Source organism: Nonomuraea sp. PA05 (assembly GCF_008086045.1).
GTDB lineage: Bacteria > Actinomycetota > Actinomycetes > Streptosporangiales > Streptosporangiaceae > Nonomuraea > Nonomuraea monospora.
The window spans coordinates 1-14,237 of record NZ_VSEY01000077.1 but is presented as its reverse complement, the minus strand read 5'-3'; the positions used below and the strand labels follow the sequence as shown (position 1 = coordinate 14,237).

At 70.4% G+C, this 14,237-nt stretch carries 16 protein-coding genes and 1 riboswitch; of the genes, 9 read left to right on the top strand and 7 right to left on the bottom strand.

What is annotated here, in order from left to right; translation table 11 throughout:
* Positions 1 to 12 precede the first annotated feature (12 nt).
* Both FXF51_RS58100 and FXF51_RS58095 read left to right on the top strand, forming a co-directional pair.
* The gene (locus FXF51_RS58100; RefSeq protein WP_148443454.1) at positions 13 to 1,050 is read left to right on the top strand and encodes an ABC transporter ATP-binding protein; all 1,038 of its coding nucleotides are present in this window, start codon (positions 13 to 15) and stop codon (positions 1,048 to 1,050) included.
* The gene (locus FXF51_RS58095) at positions 1,034 to 2,050 is read left to right on the top strand and encodes an ABC transporter ATP-binding protein (RefSeq protein WP_148443453.1); all 1,017 of its coding nucleotides are present in this window, start codon (positions 1,034 to 1,036) and stop codon (positions 2,048 to 2,050) included. The genes FXF51_RS58100 and FXF51_RS58095 overlap by 17 nt, the downstream gene beginning before the upstream one ends.
* Before the next feature lie 4 nt (positions 2,051 to 2,054).
* On the opposite strand, the gene FXF51_RS58090 is transcribed toward FXF51_RS58095, so the two are convergent.
* The 5 genes from FXF51_RS58090 to FXF51_RS58070 all read right to left on the bottom strand — a co-directional run bounded on the left by FXF51_RS58090 (position 2,055) and on the right by FXF51_RS58070 (position 6,521).
* Complete coding sequence (locus FXF51_RS58090; protein ID WP_411268443.1) at positions 2,055 to 3,209, bottom strand: lipid-transfer protein; 1,155 nt, start codon at positions 3,207 to 3,209, stop codon at positions 2,055 to 2,057.
* A 26-nt stretch (positions 3,210 to 3,235) separates the two neighbouring features.
* Positions 3,236 to 3,643 (bottom strand): Zn-ribbon domain-containing OB-fold protein, encoded by a 408-nt coding sequence (locus tag FXF51_RS58085; protein WP_148443451.1) that lies wholly within the window; start codon positions 3,641 to 3,643, stop codon positions 3,236 to 3,238.
* A 41-nt stretch (positions 3,644 to 3,684) separates the two neighbouring features.
* On the bottom strand, positions 3,685 to 5,022 hold the full coding sequence (locus FXF51_RS58080; RefSeq protein ID WP_148443450.1) for a S8 family serine peptidase: 1,338 nt from the start codon (positions 5,020 to 5,022) through the stop codon (positions 3,685 to 3,687).
* Complete coding sequence (locus tag FXF51_RS58075) at positions 5,019 to 5,627, bottom strand: hypothetical protein (protein ID WP_148443449.1); 609 nt, start codon at positions 5,625 to 5,627, stop codon at positions 5,019 to 5,021. Before FXF51_RS58075 ends, FXF51_RS58080 begins: the two co-directional genes overlap by 4 nt.
* 87 nt (positions 5,628 to 5,714) lie before the next feature.
* Positions 5,715 to 6,521 carry an S-adenosyl-l-methionine hydroxide adenosyltransferase family protein gene (locus FXF51_RS58070; RefSeq protein ID WP_148443448.1) on the bottom strand — a complete coding sequence of 269 codons (807 nt, stop codon included), beginning with the start codon at positions 6,519 to 6,521 and terminating at the stop codon, positions 5,715 to 5,717.
* Between the two features lie 117 nt (positions 6,522 to 6,638).
* Here FXF51_RS58070 and FXF51_RS58065 point away from each other — a divergent pair, with 117 nt between their 5' ends.
* The 3 genes from FXF51_RS58065 to FXF51_RS58055 are packed head-to-tail and all read left to right on the top strand — an operon-like array spanning position 6,639 to position 8,385.
* Positions 6,639 to 6,938, top strand: coding sequence for a DUF3263 domain-containing protein (locus FXF51_RS58065; protein WP_148443447.1), 300 nt, complete (start codon positions 6,639 to 6,641; stop codon positions 6,936 to 6,938).
* A 39-nt stretch (positions 6,939 to 6,977) separates the two neighbouring features.
* Positions 6,978 to 7,748, top strand: a complete 771-nt coding sequence (otsB, locus tag FXF51_RS58060) for a trehalose-phosphatase (protein ID WP_148443446.1) — start codon at positions 6,978 to 6,980, stop codon at positions 7,746 to 7,748.
* 58 nt (positions 7,749 to 7,806) lie between these two features.
* Entirely contained in the window at positions 7,807 to 8,385 is a 579-nt protein-coding gene (locus FXF51_RS58055) for a hypothetical protein (protein ID WP_148443445.1), read from the top strand.
* A gap of 60 nt (positions 8,386 to 8,445) precedes the next feature.
* On the opposite strand, the gene FXF51_RS58050 is transcribed toward FXF51_RS58055, so the two are convergent.
* Both FXF51_RS58050 and FXF51_RS58045 read right to left on the bottom strand, forming a co-directional pair.
* The gene (locus FXF51_RS58050) at positions 8,446 to 9,618 is read right to left on the bottom strand and encodes an MFS transporter (protein WP_148443444.1); all 1,173 of its coding nucleotides are present in this window, start codon (positions 9,616 to 9,618) and stop codon (positions 8,446 to 8,448) included.
* 42 nt (positions 9,619 to 9,660) lie between these two features.
* A complete protein-coding gene (locus FXF51_RS58045; RefSeq protein WP_148443443.1) occupies positions 9,661 to 11,085 on the bottom strand; it encodes a trehalose-6-phosphate synthase in 1,425 nt (474 codons plus the stop codon).
* 31 nt (positions 11,086 to 11,116) lie between these two features.
* Here FXF51_RS58045 and FXF51_RS58040 point away from each other — a divergent pair, with 31 nt between their 5' ends.
* The 4 genes from FXF51_RS58040 (at position 11,117) to FXF51_RS58025 (ending at position 13,886) form a co-directional block, all read left to right on the top strand.
* Positions 11,117 to 11,671 carry an RNA polymerase sigma factor gene (locus tag FXF51_RS58040; protein WP_080044716.1) on the top strand — a complete coding sequence of 185 codons (555 nt, stop codon included), beginning with the start codon at positions 11,117 to 11,119 and terminating at the stop codon, positions 11,669 to 11,671.
* A 79-nt stretch (positions 11,672 to 11,750) separates the two neighbouring features.
* Positions 11,751 to 11,891: riboswitch (SAM riboswitch) on the top strand.
* Positions 11,892 to 11,904: 13 nt separating this feature from the next.
* Positions 11,905 to 13,140: a threonine synthase gene (gene thrC / locus FXF51_RS58035; protein WP_148443442.1), complete on the top strand. Its 1,236-nt coding sequence runs from the start codon at positions 11,905 to 11,907 to the stop codon at positions 13,138 to 13,140.
* Positions 13,141 to 13,164: 24 nt separating this feature from the next.
* Positions 13,165 to 13,440 carry a MoaD/ThiS family protein gene (locus FXF51_RS58030; protein WP_043633550.1) on the top strand — a complete coding sequence of 92 codons (276 nt, stop codon included), beginning with the start codon at positions 13,165 to 13,167 and terminating at the stop codon, positions 13,438 to 13,440.
* Positions 13,441 to 13,685: 245 nt separating this feature from the next.
* Positions 13,686 to 13,886: a cold-shock protein gene (locus FXF51_RS58025; RefSeq protein WP_068927743.1), complete on the top strand. Its 201-nt coding sequence runs from the start codon at positions 13,686 to 13,688 to the stop codon at positions 13,884 to 13,886.
* Positions 13,887 to 14,237 lie beyond the last annotated feature (351 nt).

Below are 14,237 nucleotides of genomic sequence, written 5' to 3'. Positions count from 1 at the left end.
AAGGGGACCTTTGTGAAGAAGACGTCCACGGACCTGTTGTCCGCCGAGGGAGGGCTGGGCGACGGGCCACTGCTAGAGGTCGACGACCTGCATGTGGAGTTCCGCACGCGGGCCGGGATCGTCCGCGCGGTGAACGGCGTGAGCTACACGGTCGGTCCCGGCGAGACGCTCGCGGTGCTGGGCGAGTCGGGTTCCGGCAAGTCCGTGACGGCTCAGGCCATCATGGGCATTCTGGACATGCCTCCGGCGGTCATCCCCAAGGGGGAGATCCGCTTCAGGGGCACCGACCTGCTCAAGCTGTCGGAGGAGGCGCGCACGCAGGTGCGCGGCCAGCGGATCGCGATGATCTTCCAGGACGCGCTGTCCGCGCTCAACCCGGTCTTCACCGTGGGCTGGCAGATCAGCGAGATGTTCCGGGTCCACCGGGGCATGTCGAAGTCCGACTCCATGAAGAAGGCCGTCGAGCTGATGGACCGGGTCCGCATCCCGGCCGCCAGGCAGCGCGTGCACGACTACCCGCACCAGTTCTCCGGGGGCATGCGCCAGCGCATCATGATCGCCATGTCGATCGCGCTGGACCCCGAGGTGCTGATCGCGGACGAGCCGACCACGGCGCTGGACGTGACCGTCCAGGCGCAGATCATGGAACTGCTGGCCGAGCTGCAGCGCGAGAGCCAGATGGGCCTGATCCTCATCACCCACGACCTCGGCGTCGTGGCCGACGTGGCCGACAAGATCGCGGTCATGTACGCGGGGCGCATCGTCGAGAAGGCCCCCGTGTACGACATCTACAAGGCGCCCGCGCACCCGTACACGAAGGGCCTGCTGGACTCGATCCCCAGGGTCGACCTCAAGGGCCAGGACCTGTACGCGATCAAGGGGCTGCCGCCGAACCTGCTGGACCTGCCGACGGGGTGCGCGTTCCATCCCCGCTGCCCGTTCCGTCAGGACAACTGCGTGACCGACGTCCCCCCGCTCTACGAGATCAGCGGCACGCGCGGCAGCGCCTGCCACTACTGGAGGGAGGTCCTCGATGGCGACCAGCAGTGAGCGCATCCTGGAAGTACGCGACCTGGTCAAGCACTTCCCGCTGACCCAGGGGATCCTCTTCAGGAAGCAGATCGGCGCGATCAAGGCCGTGGACGGCGTCTCGTTCGACCTGAACAGGGGCGAGACGCTGGGCATCGTGGGCGAGTCGGGCTGTGGCAAGTCCACGCTCGCCAAGGTGCTGATGGCGCTCGAACGGCCCACCTCCGGCTCGGTGAAGATCGGTGGCCGGGACATCGCCAAGGCCAGGGGCGGCGAGCTCAAGCGCATGCGCCGCAACATCCAGATGGTGATGCAGGACCCGTACACCTCGCTGAACCCCCGGATGACCGTCGGCGACATCATCGGCGAGCCGTACGAGATCCACACCGAGGTCGCGCCCAAGGGCGACCGGCGCAAGAAGGTGCAGGAGCTGCTCGAAGTGGTCGGGCTCAACCCCGACCACATCAACCGCTACCCGCACCAGTTCTCCGGCGGCCAGCGGCAGCGCATCGGCATCGCCCGCGGGCTGGCGCTCCAGCCGGAGATCATCGTCTGTGACGAGCCGGTCTCCGCGCTCGACGTGTCGATCCAGGCGCAGGTGATCAACCTGCTGGAGCGGTTGCAGAACGAGTTCAACCTGGCCTACATCTTCATCGCCCACGACCTGTCGGTGGTGCGCCACATCTCCGACCGCGTCGGCGTGATGTACCTCGGCAAGTTCGTGGAGCTGGGCAAGGACACGGAGATCTACGACCGTCCTGCGCATCCGTACACGCAGGCGCTGCTGTCGGCGGTGCCGGTGCCCGACCCCGAGGGGCGGGAGCAGCGTGAGCGGATCATCCTCCAGGGTGACCCGCCCTCTCCGGCGAACCCGCCCAGCGGGTGCCGCTTCCGTACGCGGTGCTGGAAGGCTCAGGAGATCTGCGCCGAGGAGGAGCCGCTCCTGCAGATCCGGCCCGGCACGGCGCACGAGAGCGCCTGCCACTTCGCCGAGACGCACGACGTGGTGCACGTGGGCTAGCCGCCTAGAGCATCGCGATGATCGCCGATCCGTGGCCGAACAGGCCTTGGTTGGCGGCGAGACCGACGCGGGCGTCCGCCGTCTGGCGGGCGCCCGCGCGGCCTCTGAGCTGGTCCGCCAGCTCGCAGAGCTGGGCGAGCGCCTGGGCGGGGATCGCCTCGCCGAACGACGCCAGGCCGCCCGACGGGTTCACCGGGAGGCTGCCGCCCAGAGCCGTCCGGCCGTCGCGCAGGAGCTTGTCCGCCTCTCCCGGCGGGCACAGGCCGATGTCCTCCATCCAGTCCAGCTCCAGCGCCGTGGACAAGTCGTACACCTCCGCCAAGGAGAGGTCTTCCGGGCCCGCCCCTGCCTCTTCGTATGCCGCGTGCGCGATCGCCGCTCTGAAGGGCCTCTCAGGCGCGGGCACGGCCGCGGTGGAGTCCGTGGCGAAGTCCGGCAACTCCAGCACCGTGTTCGGGAAGACGGGGGTGACCGTCGAGACGGCGGCCAGGCGGACGAAGCCGGTGCCCCGGCGGCGGGCGAACTCCTGCGAGGCCAGCACCACCGCCGCGCCGCCGTCCGAGGTGGCGCAGATGTCCATGAGGTGCAGCGGGTCGGCCACCATCGGCGAGGCCAGCACCTCCTCGGCTGTCACCGGCTTGCGGTAGCGGGCCAGCGGGTTGAGCGAGCCGGCCAGCGCGTTCTTGACCTTCACGGCGGCGAAGTCGGCCGGCGTCGAGCCGTACAGGGCCATGCGGCGGCGGGCGTACAGGGCGAAGTAGGCGGGGTTCGTGGCGCCCAGGAGGCGGAAGCGCAGCCAGTCAGGGTCGTCGGGACGGTCGCCGCCCACCGGCTTGAAGAAGCCCTTGGGGGTCGCGTCGGCCCCGACCACGAGCGCCACGTCGCACAGGCCCGCCAGGATCCGGGTGCGCGCGATGTCCAGCGCCTGCGCCCCCGACGCGCAGGCCGCGTAGCAGGAGGCGACCCTGGCGCCCGACCAGCCCAGCTCCCTGGCATAGGAGGCGCCGGAGACGAAGCCCGGGTAGCCGTTCCTGATCGTGTCGGCTCCGACGACGTACTGCACGTCGGTCCACTCCAGGCCGGCGTCCCGCAGGGCCTCGCGGGCCGCCGCCACGCCGTACTCCAGGAAGGGACGCCCCCACTTGCCCCACGGGTGCATGCCCGTCCCCAGCACCGCCACCGCGCTCACGACGCCCGCCCCCACATCCACACCAGCGGCCCGTCGGTCAGCGGGCCCGATGTCAGCTCCAGCTCCATGCCGACCTGGAGCTGGTCCACCGTCATGCCCTTGACCTGGCCGAGCACCACGATGCCCACCTCGTCCAGCTCCACCGCCGCCAGCGTGACCGGCACGTAGGGGGTCGCCGCCGCGAACGGCGCGGGCGGGGGGTAGCAGGCGTTGGTGTACGACCAGACGCGGCCGCGCCTCGGCAGGGGCAGCACCTCCATGTCCGTGCCCGCGCAGCGCGGATTGGGGCACGAGCCGCGCCGGGGCGGGAAGCAGATCGTGCCGCAGGCGATGCATCTGGTGCCGAGGAGGTGGACACCGTCCTCGGGGGAGATGGCGAACCAGCCGTCGATGGCGTAGGTCATGACCGGAGTATCACACAAGCGCTTGCTAGGTTGAATGGTTTCTAGGCGCGGTCCTTCGCACGTCCGGCCTGGCGCAGCATCACCCGCGCCGACATCACCATCGCCAGCAGCAGCATGCCCGCCACCACCGGCATCCTGGAACCGGGCGCGGGCCCCGCGCCGAAGTACGGCCCCGGCCTCGGCGGGCCCCCCGGTGGCACGGTAAGCCTGCCCGCCTCCAGCCTGCCCGCCTCCCGCAGCGCGAGCAGCGCGTTGGCCACGCCGTGGCCGTAGGCGGGGCTGTAACCGTCGGCGGGCCGCCGCCTGGTGCCCAGCTCGATGGCCATCCTGACGTGGTACGGCGACAGGCCCGGATGCGCCGACCTGATCAGCGCCGCGATGCCCGCCACCATGGCGGCGGCCGAGCTCGTGCCGTCGCCCACCACGTACGAGCCGGCGCCGTCGGCCGTGACGATCTCCGTGCCGGGGGCCACCACCGACACGTAGTCCTGCTTGTTGGAGAAGGGCGCCACCTTCAGCCGGCGGTCCACCGCGCCCACCGCGATCACGCCGGGGTAGGCGGCGGGGAAGTTCTTCCTGTTGCCCTGCTCGCCGTCGTTGCCCGAGGATGCCACCAGCACGGCGCCCTTGGCGACCGCGTACTGGACCGCCTCCTCCTCCGCGGCCGAGCCCTCCCAGGCGCCGCTGCCGCCGCCCAGCGACATGCTGATCACGTCGGCGCCGTGGTCGGCGGCGTACCTGATGCCCTCGGCCAGCGCGTCGCGCCAGCCCGCGCGCTGCTTCTCGCGTCTGGGGTCGCCGTTCTCCAGGGTCACCCTGACCGACAGGACCTCGGCGGCGGGCGCCACGCCCAGGACGCCGCCCCTGCGGGCGTCGCCGTGGCCGCGGCCGGCGATCAGGCTCGCCATGGCGGTCCCATGCGGCCCCCACGCGCCCGCGCCCGCCCCCGCCCCTGTCGTGCCCGCGACTGTCGTGGTGGCGGCCGTCAGGTCGGGGCCCTGTATGACGGCGCCGCGCAGGTCGGGGTGGCGGCCGTTAACGCCGGTGTCGAGCACGGCCACCACCACGCCCGCACCCTTGCTCGACCGCCACGCCTCCGGCAGCCGCAGCGCGCCGAGCTGCCACTGCCCGGCCCGCGCCGCCTCCGCCACCTCGTCGGCCCGCGCGCCCTCGTCCCCGTCGGCCGCCCAAGAGACGGACCCGGCGACACCGCTCGTCAGCCCCACCGCCCCGATCACCAGCCCGGCGAGCAGGACGGGCGGCACCCGCCTCCGCGCCCGTCTGGTGTTCCCGCCCGAGCCGTCGCCCGCCCGCAGCGGCCCGTGACCACGTCTCGGCGGCTCAGCGCTCCCCTGCGCGGGTCCGGCGTCGCGTCTCATCGGATCAGCGCCTCGTGCAGCGCCGTCGCGAGCTGCCGCGCCGCGTCGCGCAGCCGCGCCACCACGCGATCCCCCGGCTGGTACGCCCGCCCGTCCGCATACCCCGCGGCCGTCCCCACCAGGTACCGCTCCCCGGACCCCACGACCACCCCGGTGAAGTACTGCCGATCACCGAACCGCGCGGCGGGCCCACCGGGGAAGGCGGCGGGCCGCACGGTGGCGGGCCGCCCCGAGCCGTCGCGGCCAGGGGAGGGAGCGTCGAGCACGGCGATGCCGACGGTGACGACGAAGGTCTGGGTGCTGTCGGCGTAGGTGGCGCGTAAGGCGGTGCGGCAGCCGGGCCGTACGGCGGCGGGCTGGAAGGCGGCCCCGCAGGGCGCCTCGGGGGCGACCCCGGTCAGCACGTACGTGACCCGGGCCCCCGAGGGGCTGGAGCCGGGCACCGCGCTGGGGAAGACCCGGGCGACGGGCCACGCGTGCCAGCGTTCGGCGACGGGCGGAGCCGGGGTGGGCCAGACCACGGAGATGACGGACAGCAGCACAACGGACAGGTGGTGGTACACGGCGACCTCGAACGGAAGGGGAGGGACCTCCGATCTGCCCATGCATTCTGACATGGGAGTGCGCGGTCAATCCGACGGTTCGGTAAACAGACCGATACGCGGAGTAATTACGGATCTGAGGCTTTCCGCCTACGGTGAGGGTGAAAGTCGTACATGTGCCCCCGGTGGGAGCCCCAGCCGCTGGGCCGCGTCCCCGGAGTTGACCGCGATCGCGATCAGCCCCGCCGAGTCCGCGAACGCCACCAGCTCGCCGGGCGGCACCGCCGCGTACGTCTCCCTGTAGGGCAGCGCGAGCTGCCGCCGCCCCAGCCACACCCCCAGCGTGTCGCCCACCCGCACGCCCAGCGCCTGGAGGTCGCCCGCCGCGATCGACAACTGCGTGTTGCCGTAGCGATCGACCGAGACGACCTCGCCCTCCACCGAGCCCTCGCGCAGCAGCGAGGTAGGCTCGGGCAGCGAGACCAGCCTGGCCAGCGGCACCTCGGGCCCCAGCTCGGCAGGTAACAGCCCCCCGCACAGCCGCCCCGCGACCGGCGAGAACACGTCGCGCCCGTGAAAGGTCGGCGAGACAGGGTGCAGGAAGTGATCGGCGTTGCTGATCTCGTACGCCGCCCGCGCGCCGCCGCTGGCGTGCACGGCCCACGACAGCAGCCCGTTGTCCGGGCCGATGAACACCCGGCCGCCCGCCTCGACGGCCACCGCGCGCCTGGCACCGCCCGCGCTCGGATCGACCGCGCCGATGTGGATGCCCTGGGGGAGGTAGGGGATGGTCTGGGCGAGAACCGCCGCGCCGCGCCGTACGTCACCGGAGGGGATCAGGTGGCACACGTCGATCACCCGCGCCTCGGGGGCGATCCCGGCGATCACACCATGACAGGCCGCCACATAACCATCCTCAAGCCCGTAGTCGGTGAGGAGCGTGATGACTGGGGTCACATTTCGTGACTGTACGTCTCCCGATCCGCCATGAACAGCCGCACTCCGCACATTACGATGGCCACGGGCCGCGTGCGGGCGACGCGATCGTCACCCGCCCCTTTCGAGGAGGACACCATGGGAGCACCGCTCAGCGGTGACAATGCTGCCCAGGAACCGTCCCGCCAACCACTCTCGGACCGCGAACTCGAGCTCCTCGCCTTCGAGCGCCAATGGTGGCGCTACGCGGGCGCGAAGGAGCATGCCATCAAGGAGACCTTCGGGATCTCCGCCACCCGCTACTACCAGTTGCTCGGCGTCCTGATCGACCGGCCGGAAGCCCTTGAGCACGACCCCATGCTGGTCAAGAGGCTGCGCAGGTTACGGTCCACGCGGCAGCGCGACCGCGCGGCCAGAAGGCTTGGCATGCGCCCCTGACCCGCTGGGTACGGCAGGCGCGTGAAGAACATCCCTGGAATGGAAGCGATTCTCAGTGATCCGGCAGGCGCCGTGATCGGGCTCGACTTCGACGGCACCCTGTCGCCGATCGTGCCCGACCCCGCCAAGGCCGTGATCCACCCGAAAGCGCCCGAGGTACTCGCCGACCTGGGCGCGCACGTCCTCGCGGTGGCCATCGTGACCGGGAGGCCCGCGGCCACCGCACTGGAGCTCGGACCGGGCCTGGCCGACGTGCCGGGGCTGGTCGTGCTCGGGCACTACGGTTTCGAACGCTGGGAGGGCGGGCGGATCTCCGCGCCCCCGCCCCCGCCGGGAGTGCCGAGTGCCGAGGCCGAGCTGCCGCTGCTGCTCGACTCGCTCGGCCTGAGCGGCGTGGCCATTGAGGACAAGGGCCGGGCCGTGGCCGTCCACACCAGGCGCAGCCCCGACCCCGAGGGCGCGCTGGACAAGCTGCGCGAGCCGCTGGCCGAGCTGGCCGCCAAGCACCGCCTGGTGCTGGAGCCCGGCCGCCTGGTGCTGGAGCTGCGTCCGTCCGGCATGGACAAGGGGCACGCGCTGAGCCTGTTCCTGGCGGAGCGGGCGGCGAGGTCCGTCATGTTCGTCGGGGACGATCTCGGCGATCTCGCCGCGTTCGACGCCGTACGCGACTCCGGGCTGCCCGGCGTGACCGTGTGCAGCGGCTCCACCGAGGTCACCGCGCTCGCGGAGCGGGCCGACATCGTGGTGGACGGGCCCGAGGGAGTGGTGGCGCTGCTCGCCGAGCTGGCCTCCGCCTTCACCCGTACGTGAGAGCCGCTTTCAGTCGTTGGTGACTGGTCTGCAAGTCGTGATCCCTAGGGTCGGCGGCATGCACAAGCGTTTCCTCGCCGTCGTGGCCGCCAGTGGCGTGGCCGCGGCCACCCTCCTGTCCTCCTCGCTGCCCGCCGGCGCCGCTCCCGCTCAGAAGCTCACGTTCAGGGGCATGACGCTGTACGTCCCGATCAAGTGGGTGGTGCACCGGTTCGGCGCCGACGCCGTCCAGGTGGTCACCGGCAAGTGCGGCAAGGCCCGGGGATGGAGCACGCCGGAGTGCGACTCGTTCTACCTCCTCGGGCCGAAGTACATCAAGATCGGTGCGGAGGGCTTCGGGCCGTACACCGGCAAGCGGCCCTTCTACACGGCCAGTGACGTGCAGCCCTGCCCGTTCAACGACAAGTGGGGCGAGGTGATCGGGCCCAAGGTCAGCCGGGGGCTGCGGCAGGTCGGGCCCGGGCACAAGGCGGCCTACAACGCGTGGCAGGCCAAGTGCGTCTCCTACTCCGGCACCAAGGTGTACACGCGGTTCACGCAGCGCGAGTGGTACCTGCCGAAGACGAAGCTGCTGGTGGTGGACCAGTGGAACACGCCGGGGCTGGCCGACACGCTCAAGCACGCCGACTGGGCGTAGCCGCCACGGGCGACGTCTCGGCTCATGCGCGACGTCTCGACTCATGCGCGACGTCTCGACTCATGCGCGGCGGCCGGCCACGAGCACGCCCGCGATCGCGAGGCCGATGAGCGCGGGCACCATCAGGAACGCGGTCCGGGTGCCGAAGCCGTCGGCCAGCGCGCCGAGCGCCAGCGGCCCGGCCGCCATCGCGGCGCCCGCCCAGATGGGCGAGGCCGCCGCCGCCAGGTCGGCGCGGTCGCCCGAGCCGGCGATCAGCGCGGCCAGCGCGAGCGGGAAGTGCAGGGCCGCGCCCAGCCCGCAGATCACCAGCCCGGCGTAGGACAGCACCGGCTGGCCGCTCAGCCAGAACACCAGCCATCCCGCGAGCGTCAGGCCCAGAGCGCCCGCGAACAGCGGCGCCGGCGGTAAGCGCAGCGCCAGGTGCGCCCCCGCGAACCGGCCCGCCGCCAGACCCGCCACGAACGCCGTCAGCCCGGTGGCGGCCGCGGCCGTGGACAGGCCCGTGCTGGTGGCGAGAAGGTCGGCGGCCCACAGGTTGAACGTGAACTCCAGCGCGACGCAGCAGAACAGCACCAGACCGGCCAGATGGAACCGCCACCCCACCCCGCTCACCGGACCTGAGGGCTTCATGACGGCGGGGCTCCTGGGTTCCCGGGGACGTGGCCACACGCGTCCCATCGCCACCGCCAGCAACACGCTCAGCACCGGCGTGAACAACAACGCGGCCCGCCACCCCAGCACGCTCTGCCCCACCACACTGAGCCCGAACGTCATCACGATCCCCGCCACCACCGCCACCGCGTTCGCCTCGCTCAGCGCCGCGGCCCCGGCGGCCCCGTGGTGGTCGGAGAGCGCCGCCATGGCGGTGTAGAGCATGACCGACCCGAAGCCCCCGGCCACGCCGTACCCCAGCAGGGTCAGCGGCAGGGAGCCGGCGGCGAAGACGGTGAGCATCCCGGCGTTCATCCCCGCCACGCCGATCCAGCTCGTCACTCGCCGCCCGTACCTGCGGGTGAGCAGGGGGAGCAGGAGCCCGGCCGTGATCGTCCCGGCGGCCATGGCGGTGCCGTGCAGGCCCGCGACGGTGGCGGAGGTGCCCTGGTCGGCGCGCAGCAGCGGCAGGGCGGCGCTCAGGCCGTACACGAAGGTGGCGAAGGTGCTGAGTTGCAGGTAGATGAGCCAGGTGGGGCGGTCTCTGACCAGACGGACGGTCGATGGGGCCGTGGTCACCCGGCAGCCTCCCGGTGATCGGAACGACCTTGCCCTCTCATGTTAGGTGAGGGCTTCGAGCTGGGTCGCGAGCCACTTCTGCGGCGGCAGGGCGGTGGCGGCGGCGTGCAGCTTGTCGCGGCGGGTGCGGCGTTCGTCCTCCGGCATGACGAGCGCGTCGTGCAGGGCGGCGGCGGTGCCGCTGATGTCGTAGGGGTTGACGACGAGGGCGTGCGCGCCCAGCTCGGCGGCGGCGCCGGCCTCGCGGGAGAGCACGAGAGCGCACCGGGGCGACAGGATCGGGCCCTCCTTGGCGACCAGGTTCATGCCGTCGCGGATGGGGTTGACCAGCAGCACGTCGGCCATCCGGTACGCGGCCAGCGAACGCGGGTAGTCGTCGTTGACGTTGAGGATGAGCGGGTCCCAGTCCTCGGTGGCGTACTCGTCCTCGATCTGCCGGGCGCAGCGCTGCACGGAGGCGGTGTACTCGCGGTACTCGGGCAGGTCGTGGCGGCTGGGATAGGCGAAGGCGAGGTGGACGACGCGGCCGTGCCATTCGGGGTGGGCGGCGAGGAACTCGCGGTAGGCGATCAGGCCGCGCACGATGTTCTTGGACAGCTCGGTGCGGTCGATGCGGACGATCAGCTTGCGGTCGCCGACCTGTTCGCGCAGCGCGGTCATGTGCGACTCGACGTCGGGCTCGCAGGCCCGCCGCCACAGGGCCTCGCCGTCGACGCCGAGGCTGTGCACGCCGATGCGGGTCGTCCTGCCCTCGTAGGTGACGCTGCGCCCCACCCGGTCGGCCTCCGCGCCCAGGAGCCGCTCGCAGCAGTCCATGAACGCCTGCGCCCACCTGTCGGTGAGGAACCCGGCGTGATCGGCCCCCAGAATGCCCTCCAGGACCTCTCCCGCCACATCGTCGGGCAGCAGGGAGAAGTACTCAGGCGGCGCCCACGGGGTGTGGCTGAAGTGCGCGATGCGCAGGTCGGGCCGTTCGGCGCGGAGCATGGCGGGGGTCAGGGTCAGATGGTAGTCCTGCACCATCACGCGGGCGCCGTGCCCGGCCTCCTCGGCCAGCGCGAGCGCGAACGCGCCGTTGTAGTCGCGGTAGGACTCCCACTCACGTTCGAACCTGGTGCCGAAGTTCGGCGAGTTGGGGATGTCGTAGAGCAGGTGGTTGACGAACCAGAGGGTGGAGTTGGCGACGGCGTTGTAGGCGCGGTGGAAGGTGGCCGGCGGGATGTCGAGCATGCGCAGCGGGCCCGTGTCGTAGCCCGCGTGGTCGATCCGGCCGCCCGTGGCCAGGCGGACGGCGATGCGGTCGCCGTCGGACAGCGCGGCGCAGACCCACAGCACGCCGTCGTCCTTGGCGACGCCCGACAGCCCGGAGACGAGGCCGCCGCCGCCGCGTCTCATCGTCAGCTCGCCGTCGTCGGAGACGGTGAACGAGACAGGCCCTCTGTTCGAGGCCAGCAGCACGCTGTTCATCTCGGCTCCCTTCGATCATAGGATCCCAGCTATGGCGCTTGATGAGCTAACCGAGGAACTCGCCCGCTCCGCTGCTGCGGGAGATCATCGCGCACTTGGCGAGCTTCTCGCGCGGATTGAGCCGGATGTGATGCGGCATTGCGCCCGGATCCTCCCCTATCACCAGGACGCGGAGGAGGCCTCGCAAGATACGTTGCTGGCGGTGGCGCGTAATATCGGCCGTTTCGAGGGGCGGGCCAGGTTCAGCACGTGGCTGCACATCGTGACGGCCAACTGCGCGCGCACCACGTACCGGTCGTTGAAGCGCAGGGCGGCGGAGCAGACCTCCGACGAGCTGCCGATGCAGAAGCCGGACGTGCGGCGGGTCAGTGTGATCGCGGGGTCGCGGCTCGACCTGCTCGACGCGATGGAGGCGCTGGAGGCCGACAAACCCGACCTGGCGCAGGCGCTGGTGTTGCGCGACATCGTCCAGCTCGACTACAACGAGGTGGCCGAGCAGCTCAACATCCCGCTGGGCACGGCGAAATCTCGGATCCATCAGGCCCGTAAATACGTGCAGGGTGTGCTCGGCGAGGATTATCGCTGAGACCGCTTGTCTCGCATGTTGAGACGGATGGGAATTTCGGCCACTTAAGCGGGTAGAGTCCTTTTCAACAACTGCATATTGCTCATCCAGAGGGGTGGAGGGACCGGCCCTGCGAAGCCCCGGCAACCCTCCCGGCTACCGACTCGCGACCTGCGAGGCCGACCGGGACAGGGTGCCAATTCCGGTTCGCGGTCAAGGTGGCCGTGGGCGAAGATGAGGGAAGGCCTCGCTTCATGTCGCTCGACTTTGGTCCTGCCGTCGCTCTGTCCTGCCGCGAGTGCGGCGCCCGCTACCCGCTGGGCCCCAGCTTCGCGTGCCAGGAGTGTTTCGGGCCGCTGGAGGCGGCCTACGACTTCGGTGACGTGACCCGCGCGCAGATCGAATCCGGTCCCGCGAACATCTGGCGTTACCGCTCGCTGCTGCCCGTTCCCGCGGACGTGGCCAGTAAGCCCAATATGAACCCCGGCTGGACGAAATTGGTCAAGGCCGGAAATCTGGGCCGCGCCCTCGGCATCAAGTCCCTTCACGTGAAGGACGACTCGGGCAACCCCACCCACTCCTTCAAGGACCGGGTGGTCGCCATGGCCGTCGAGGCGGCGCGCAACTTCGGCTTCCACACGCTCTCCTGCTCCTCCACGGGCAACCTCGCCGGCGCCGTCACCGCCGCCGCGGCGCGGGCCGGGCTCGACGCGTGCGTGTTCATCCCGGCCAACCTGGAGCAGGCCAAGATCGCCATGGCCCGCGTGTTCGGTGGGCGGCTGATCGGCATCGACGGCACCTACGACGAGGTCAACCGGTTCTGCTCGGAGCTCATCGGCGACCCGATGGGCGACAAGTGGGGCTTCGTCAACGTGAACCTGCGGCCCTACTACGCCGAGGGCTCCAAGACGCTCGCGTACGAGATCGCCGAGCAGCTCGGCTGGCGGCTGCCTGAGCAGATCATCATCCCCATCGCCTCCGGCTCGCAGCTCACGAAGATCGACAAGGGCTTCAAGGAGCTGATCAAGCTGGGCCTGGTCGAGGACACCCCGTACAAGGTCTTCGGGGCCCAGGCCGCCGGCTGCTCGCCGGTGTCCACGGCCTACAAGGCCGGGCACGACGTCGTCCAGCCGGTCAAGCCCGACACCATCGCCAAGTCGCTGGCCATCGGCAACCCCGCCGACGGGCCGTACGTGCTGGACATCGCCAGGCGCACCGGAGGTGGCGTCGAGGACGTCACGGACGCCGAGATCGTGGCCGCGATGAAGCTGCTGGCCTCGACGGAGGGCATCTTCGCCGAGACCGCCGGCGGGGTCACCGTCGGCGTGCTGAAGAAGCTCGTGGAGAGCGGGCGGCTCGACCCCGAGGCGGAGACCGTGGTGCTCAACACCGGTGACGGCCTCAAGACGCTCGACGTGCTCTCCGGCGAGTCCGTGGAGCCCACGGCCGTGATCAAGCCCTCTCTCGACGCGTTCCGCGCGACTGTCTGACAACCAGGAAAGGCGATTAGAACCATGAGCGTTTCTGTGCGGATTCCCACCATTCTGCGCACGTACACCGGGGGGAACGCGGAGGTCAGTGGCGAAGGCGCGACTCTTCGTGACGTGCTCGCCAAGCTCGACTCCGACTACCCGGGGATCGGCGCGAGAATTCTGGATGAATCGGGCAAGATTCGTCGTTTCGTCAACGTTTACGTTGGGGAAGAGGACGTCCGTTTCGCCGAAGGGCTCGACACTCCAGCCCCGGAGGGCACTCAGATCTCCATCATCCCGGCGGTCGCGGGCGGCTGAGCCCCCCGGACCCCCTGCTCTTGAAGGCGCCCCTAGTGGGCGCCTTCTCCTTTTCCCGGCCAATTCAACGTTGTACGACCTGGGCTGCGAAGAAATAGGCGGTTTGCGGATTGACTCTGTTGCCAAACCCCGTGCCACAGGTATGGTCGAGGGCGATCGTCTGGCTGCTTTTCCGTTAAGTCATACGATTACAGGTCCCGCGGAGGAATGGGCGAGATCTGGGAGACCAGTAAGAGGAGTCGGAAGTGGCGCAGGGCACCGTCAAGTGGTTCAACGCGGACAAGGGCTACGGCTTCATCGCGGTAGACGGTGGTAAAGATGTATTCGTCCATTACTCAGCGATCATGATGGACGGGTACCGCTCTCTCGAACAGGGGCAGCGTGTCGAGTTCGAGATCACGCAGGGCCAGAAGGGGCCGCAGGCGGAGTCCGTCCGCGCGGTCTGAACGTCCAAGCTGGTATGCACCGGGCGGGATCGCGCGGCAACGCAGTCCGCGCGAGCCGTCACCTCTCTTTCGCCGACTCGCGTGCGGCGAGCCGTCAGGCGGCTCGCCGCACCGACTGACTGACCTGGGCGGGAATGCCGGGCGTGGTGGCGCTCGCTTGCACTCGGCAGGGTAGAGTGCTAAACAGTTCGTTGGCACTCTGTGCAGCAGAGTGCCAACATCCGGATCGAGACGATGGGGTCTGCCGCACGGAGATGTGGACCCATGCCGTCGCGGGCGTCGGCTCGGTCCACGACAAGCCACCCTGCATCTGGGAGGTCTAGCCTTATGGCAGCCAAGATGATCGCGTTT

Coding starts and splice junctions, on each gene's coding strand:
- FXF51_RS58095 (WP_148443453.1), top strand. CDS start 1,034: ATGGCGACCAGCAGTGAGCGCATCCTGGAAGTACGCGACCTGGTCAAG.
- FXF51_RS58090 (WP_411268443.1), bottom strand. CDS start 3,209: ATGCACCCGTGGGGCAAGTGGGGGCGTCCCTTCCTGGAGTACGGCGTG.
- FXF51_RS58085 (WP_148443451.1), bottom strand. CDS start 3,643: ATGACCTACGCCATCGACGGCTGGTTCGCCATCTCCCCCGAGGACGGT.
- FXF51_RS58080 (WP_148443450.1), bottom strand. CDS start 5,022: ATGAGACGCGACGCCGGACCCGCGCAGGGGAGCGCTGAGCCGCCGAGA.
- FXF51_RS58075 (WP_148443449.1), bottom strand. CDS start 5,627: ATGGGCAGATCGGAGGTCCCTCCCCTTCCGTTCGAGGTCGCCGTGTAC.
- FXF51_RS58065 (WP_148443447.1), top strand. CDS start 6,639: ATGGGAGCACCGCTCAGCGGTGACAATGCTGCCCAGGAACCGTCCCGC.
- otsB (WP_148443446.1), top strand. CDS start 6,978: ATGGAAGCGATTCTCAGTGATCCGGCAGGCGCCGTGATCGGGCTCGAC.
- FXF51_RS58055 (WP_148443445.1), top strand. CDS start 7,807: ATGCACAAGCGTTTCCTCGCCGTCGTGGCCGCCAGTGGCGTGGCCGCG.
- FXF51_RS58045 (WP_148443443.1), bottom strand. CDS start 11,085: ATGAACAGCGTGCTGCTGGCCTCGAACAGAGGGCCTGTCTCGTTCACC.
- FXF51_RS58040 (WP_080044716.1), top strand. CDS start 11,117: ATGGCGCTTGATGAGCTAACCGAGGAACTCGCCCGCTCCGCTGCTGCG.
- thrC (WP_148443442.1), top strand. CDS start 11,905: ATGTCGCTCGACTTTGGTCCTGCCGTCGCTCTGTCCTGCCGCGAGTGC.
- FXF51_RS58030 (WP_043633550.1), top strand. CDS start 13,165: ATGAGCGTTTCTGTGCGGATTCCCACCATTCTGCGCACGTACACCGGG.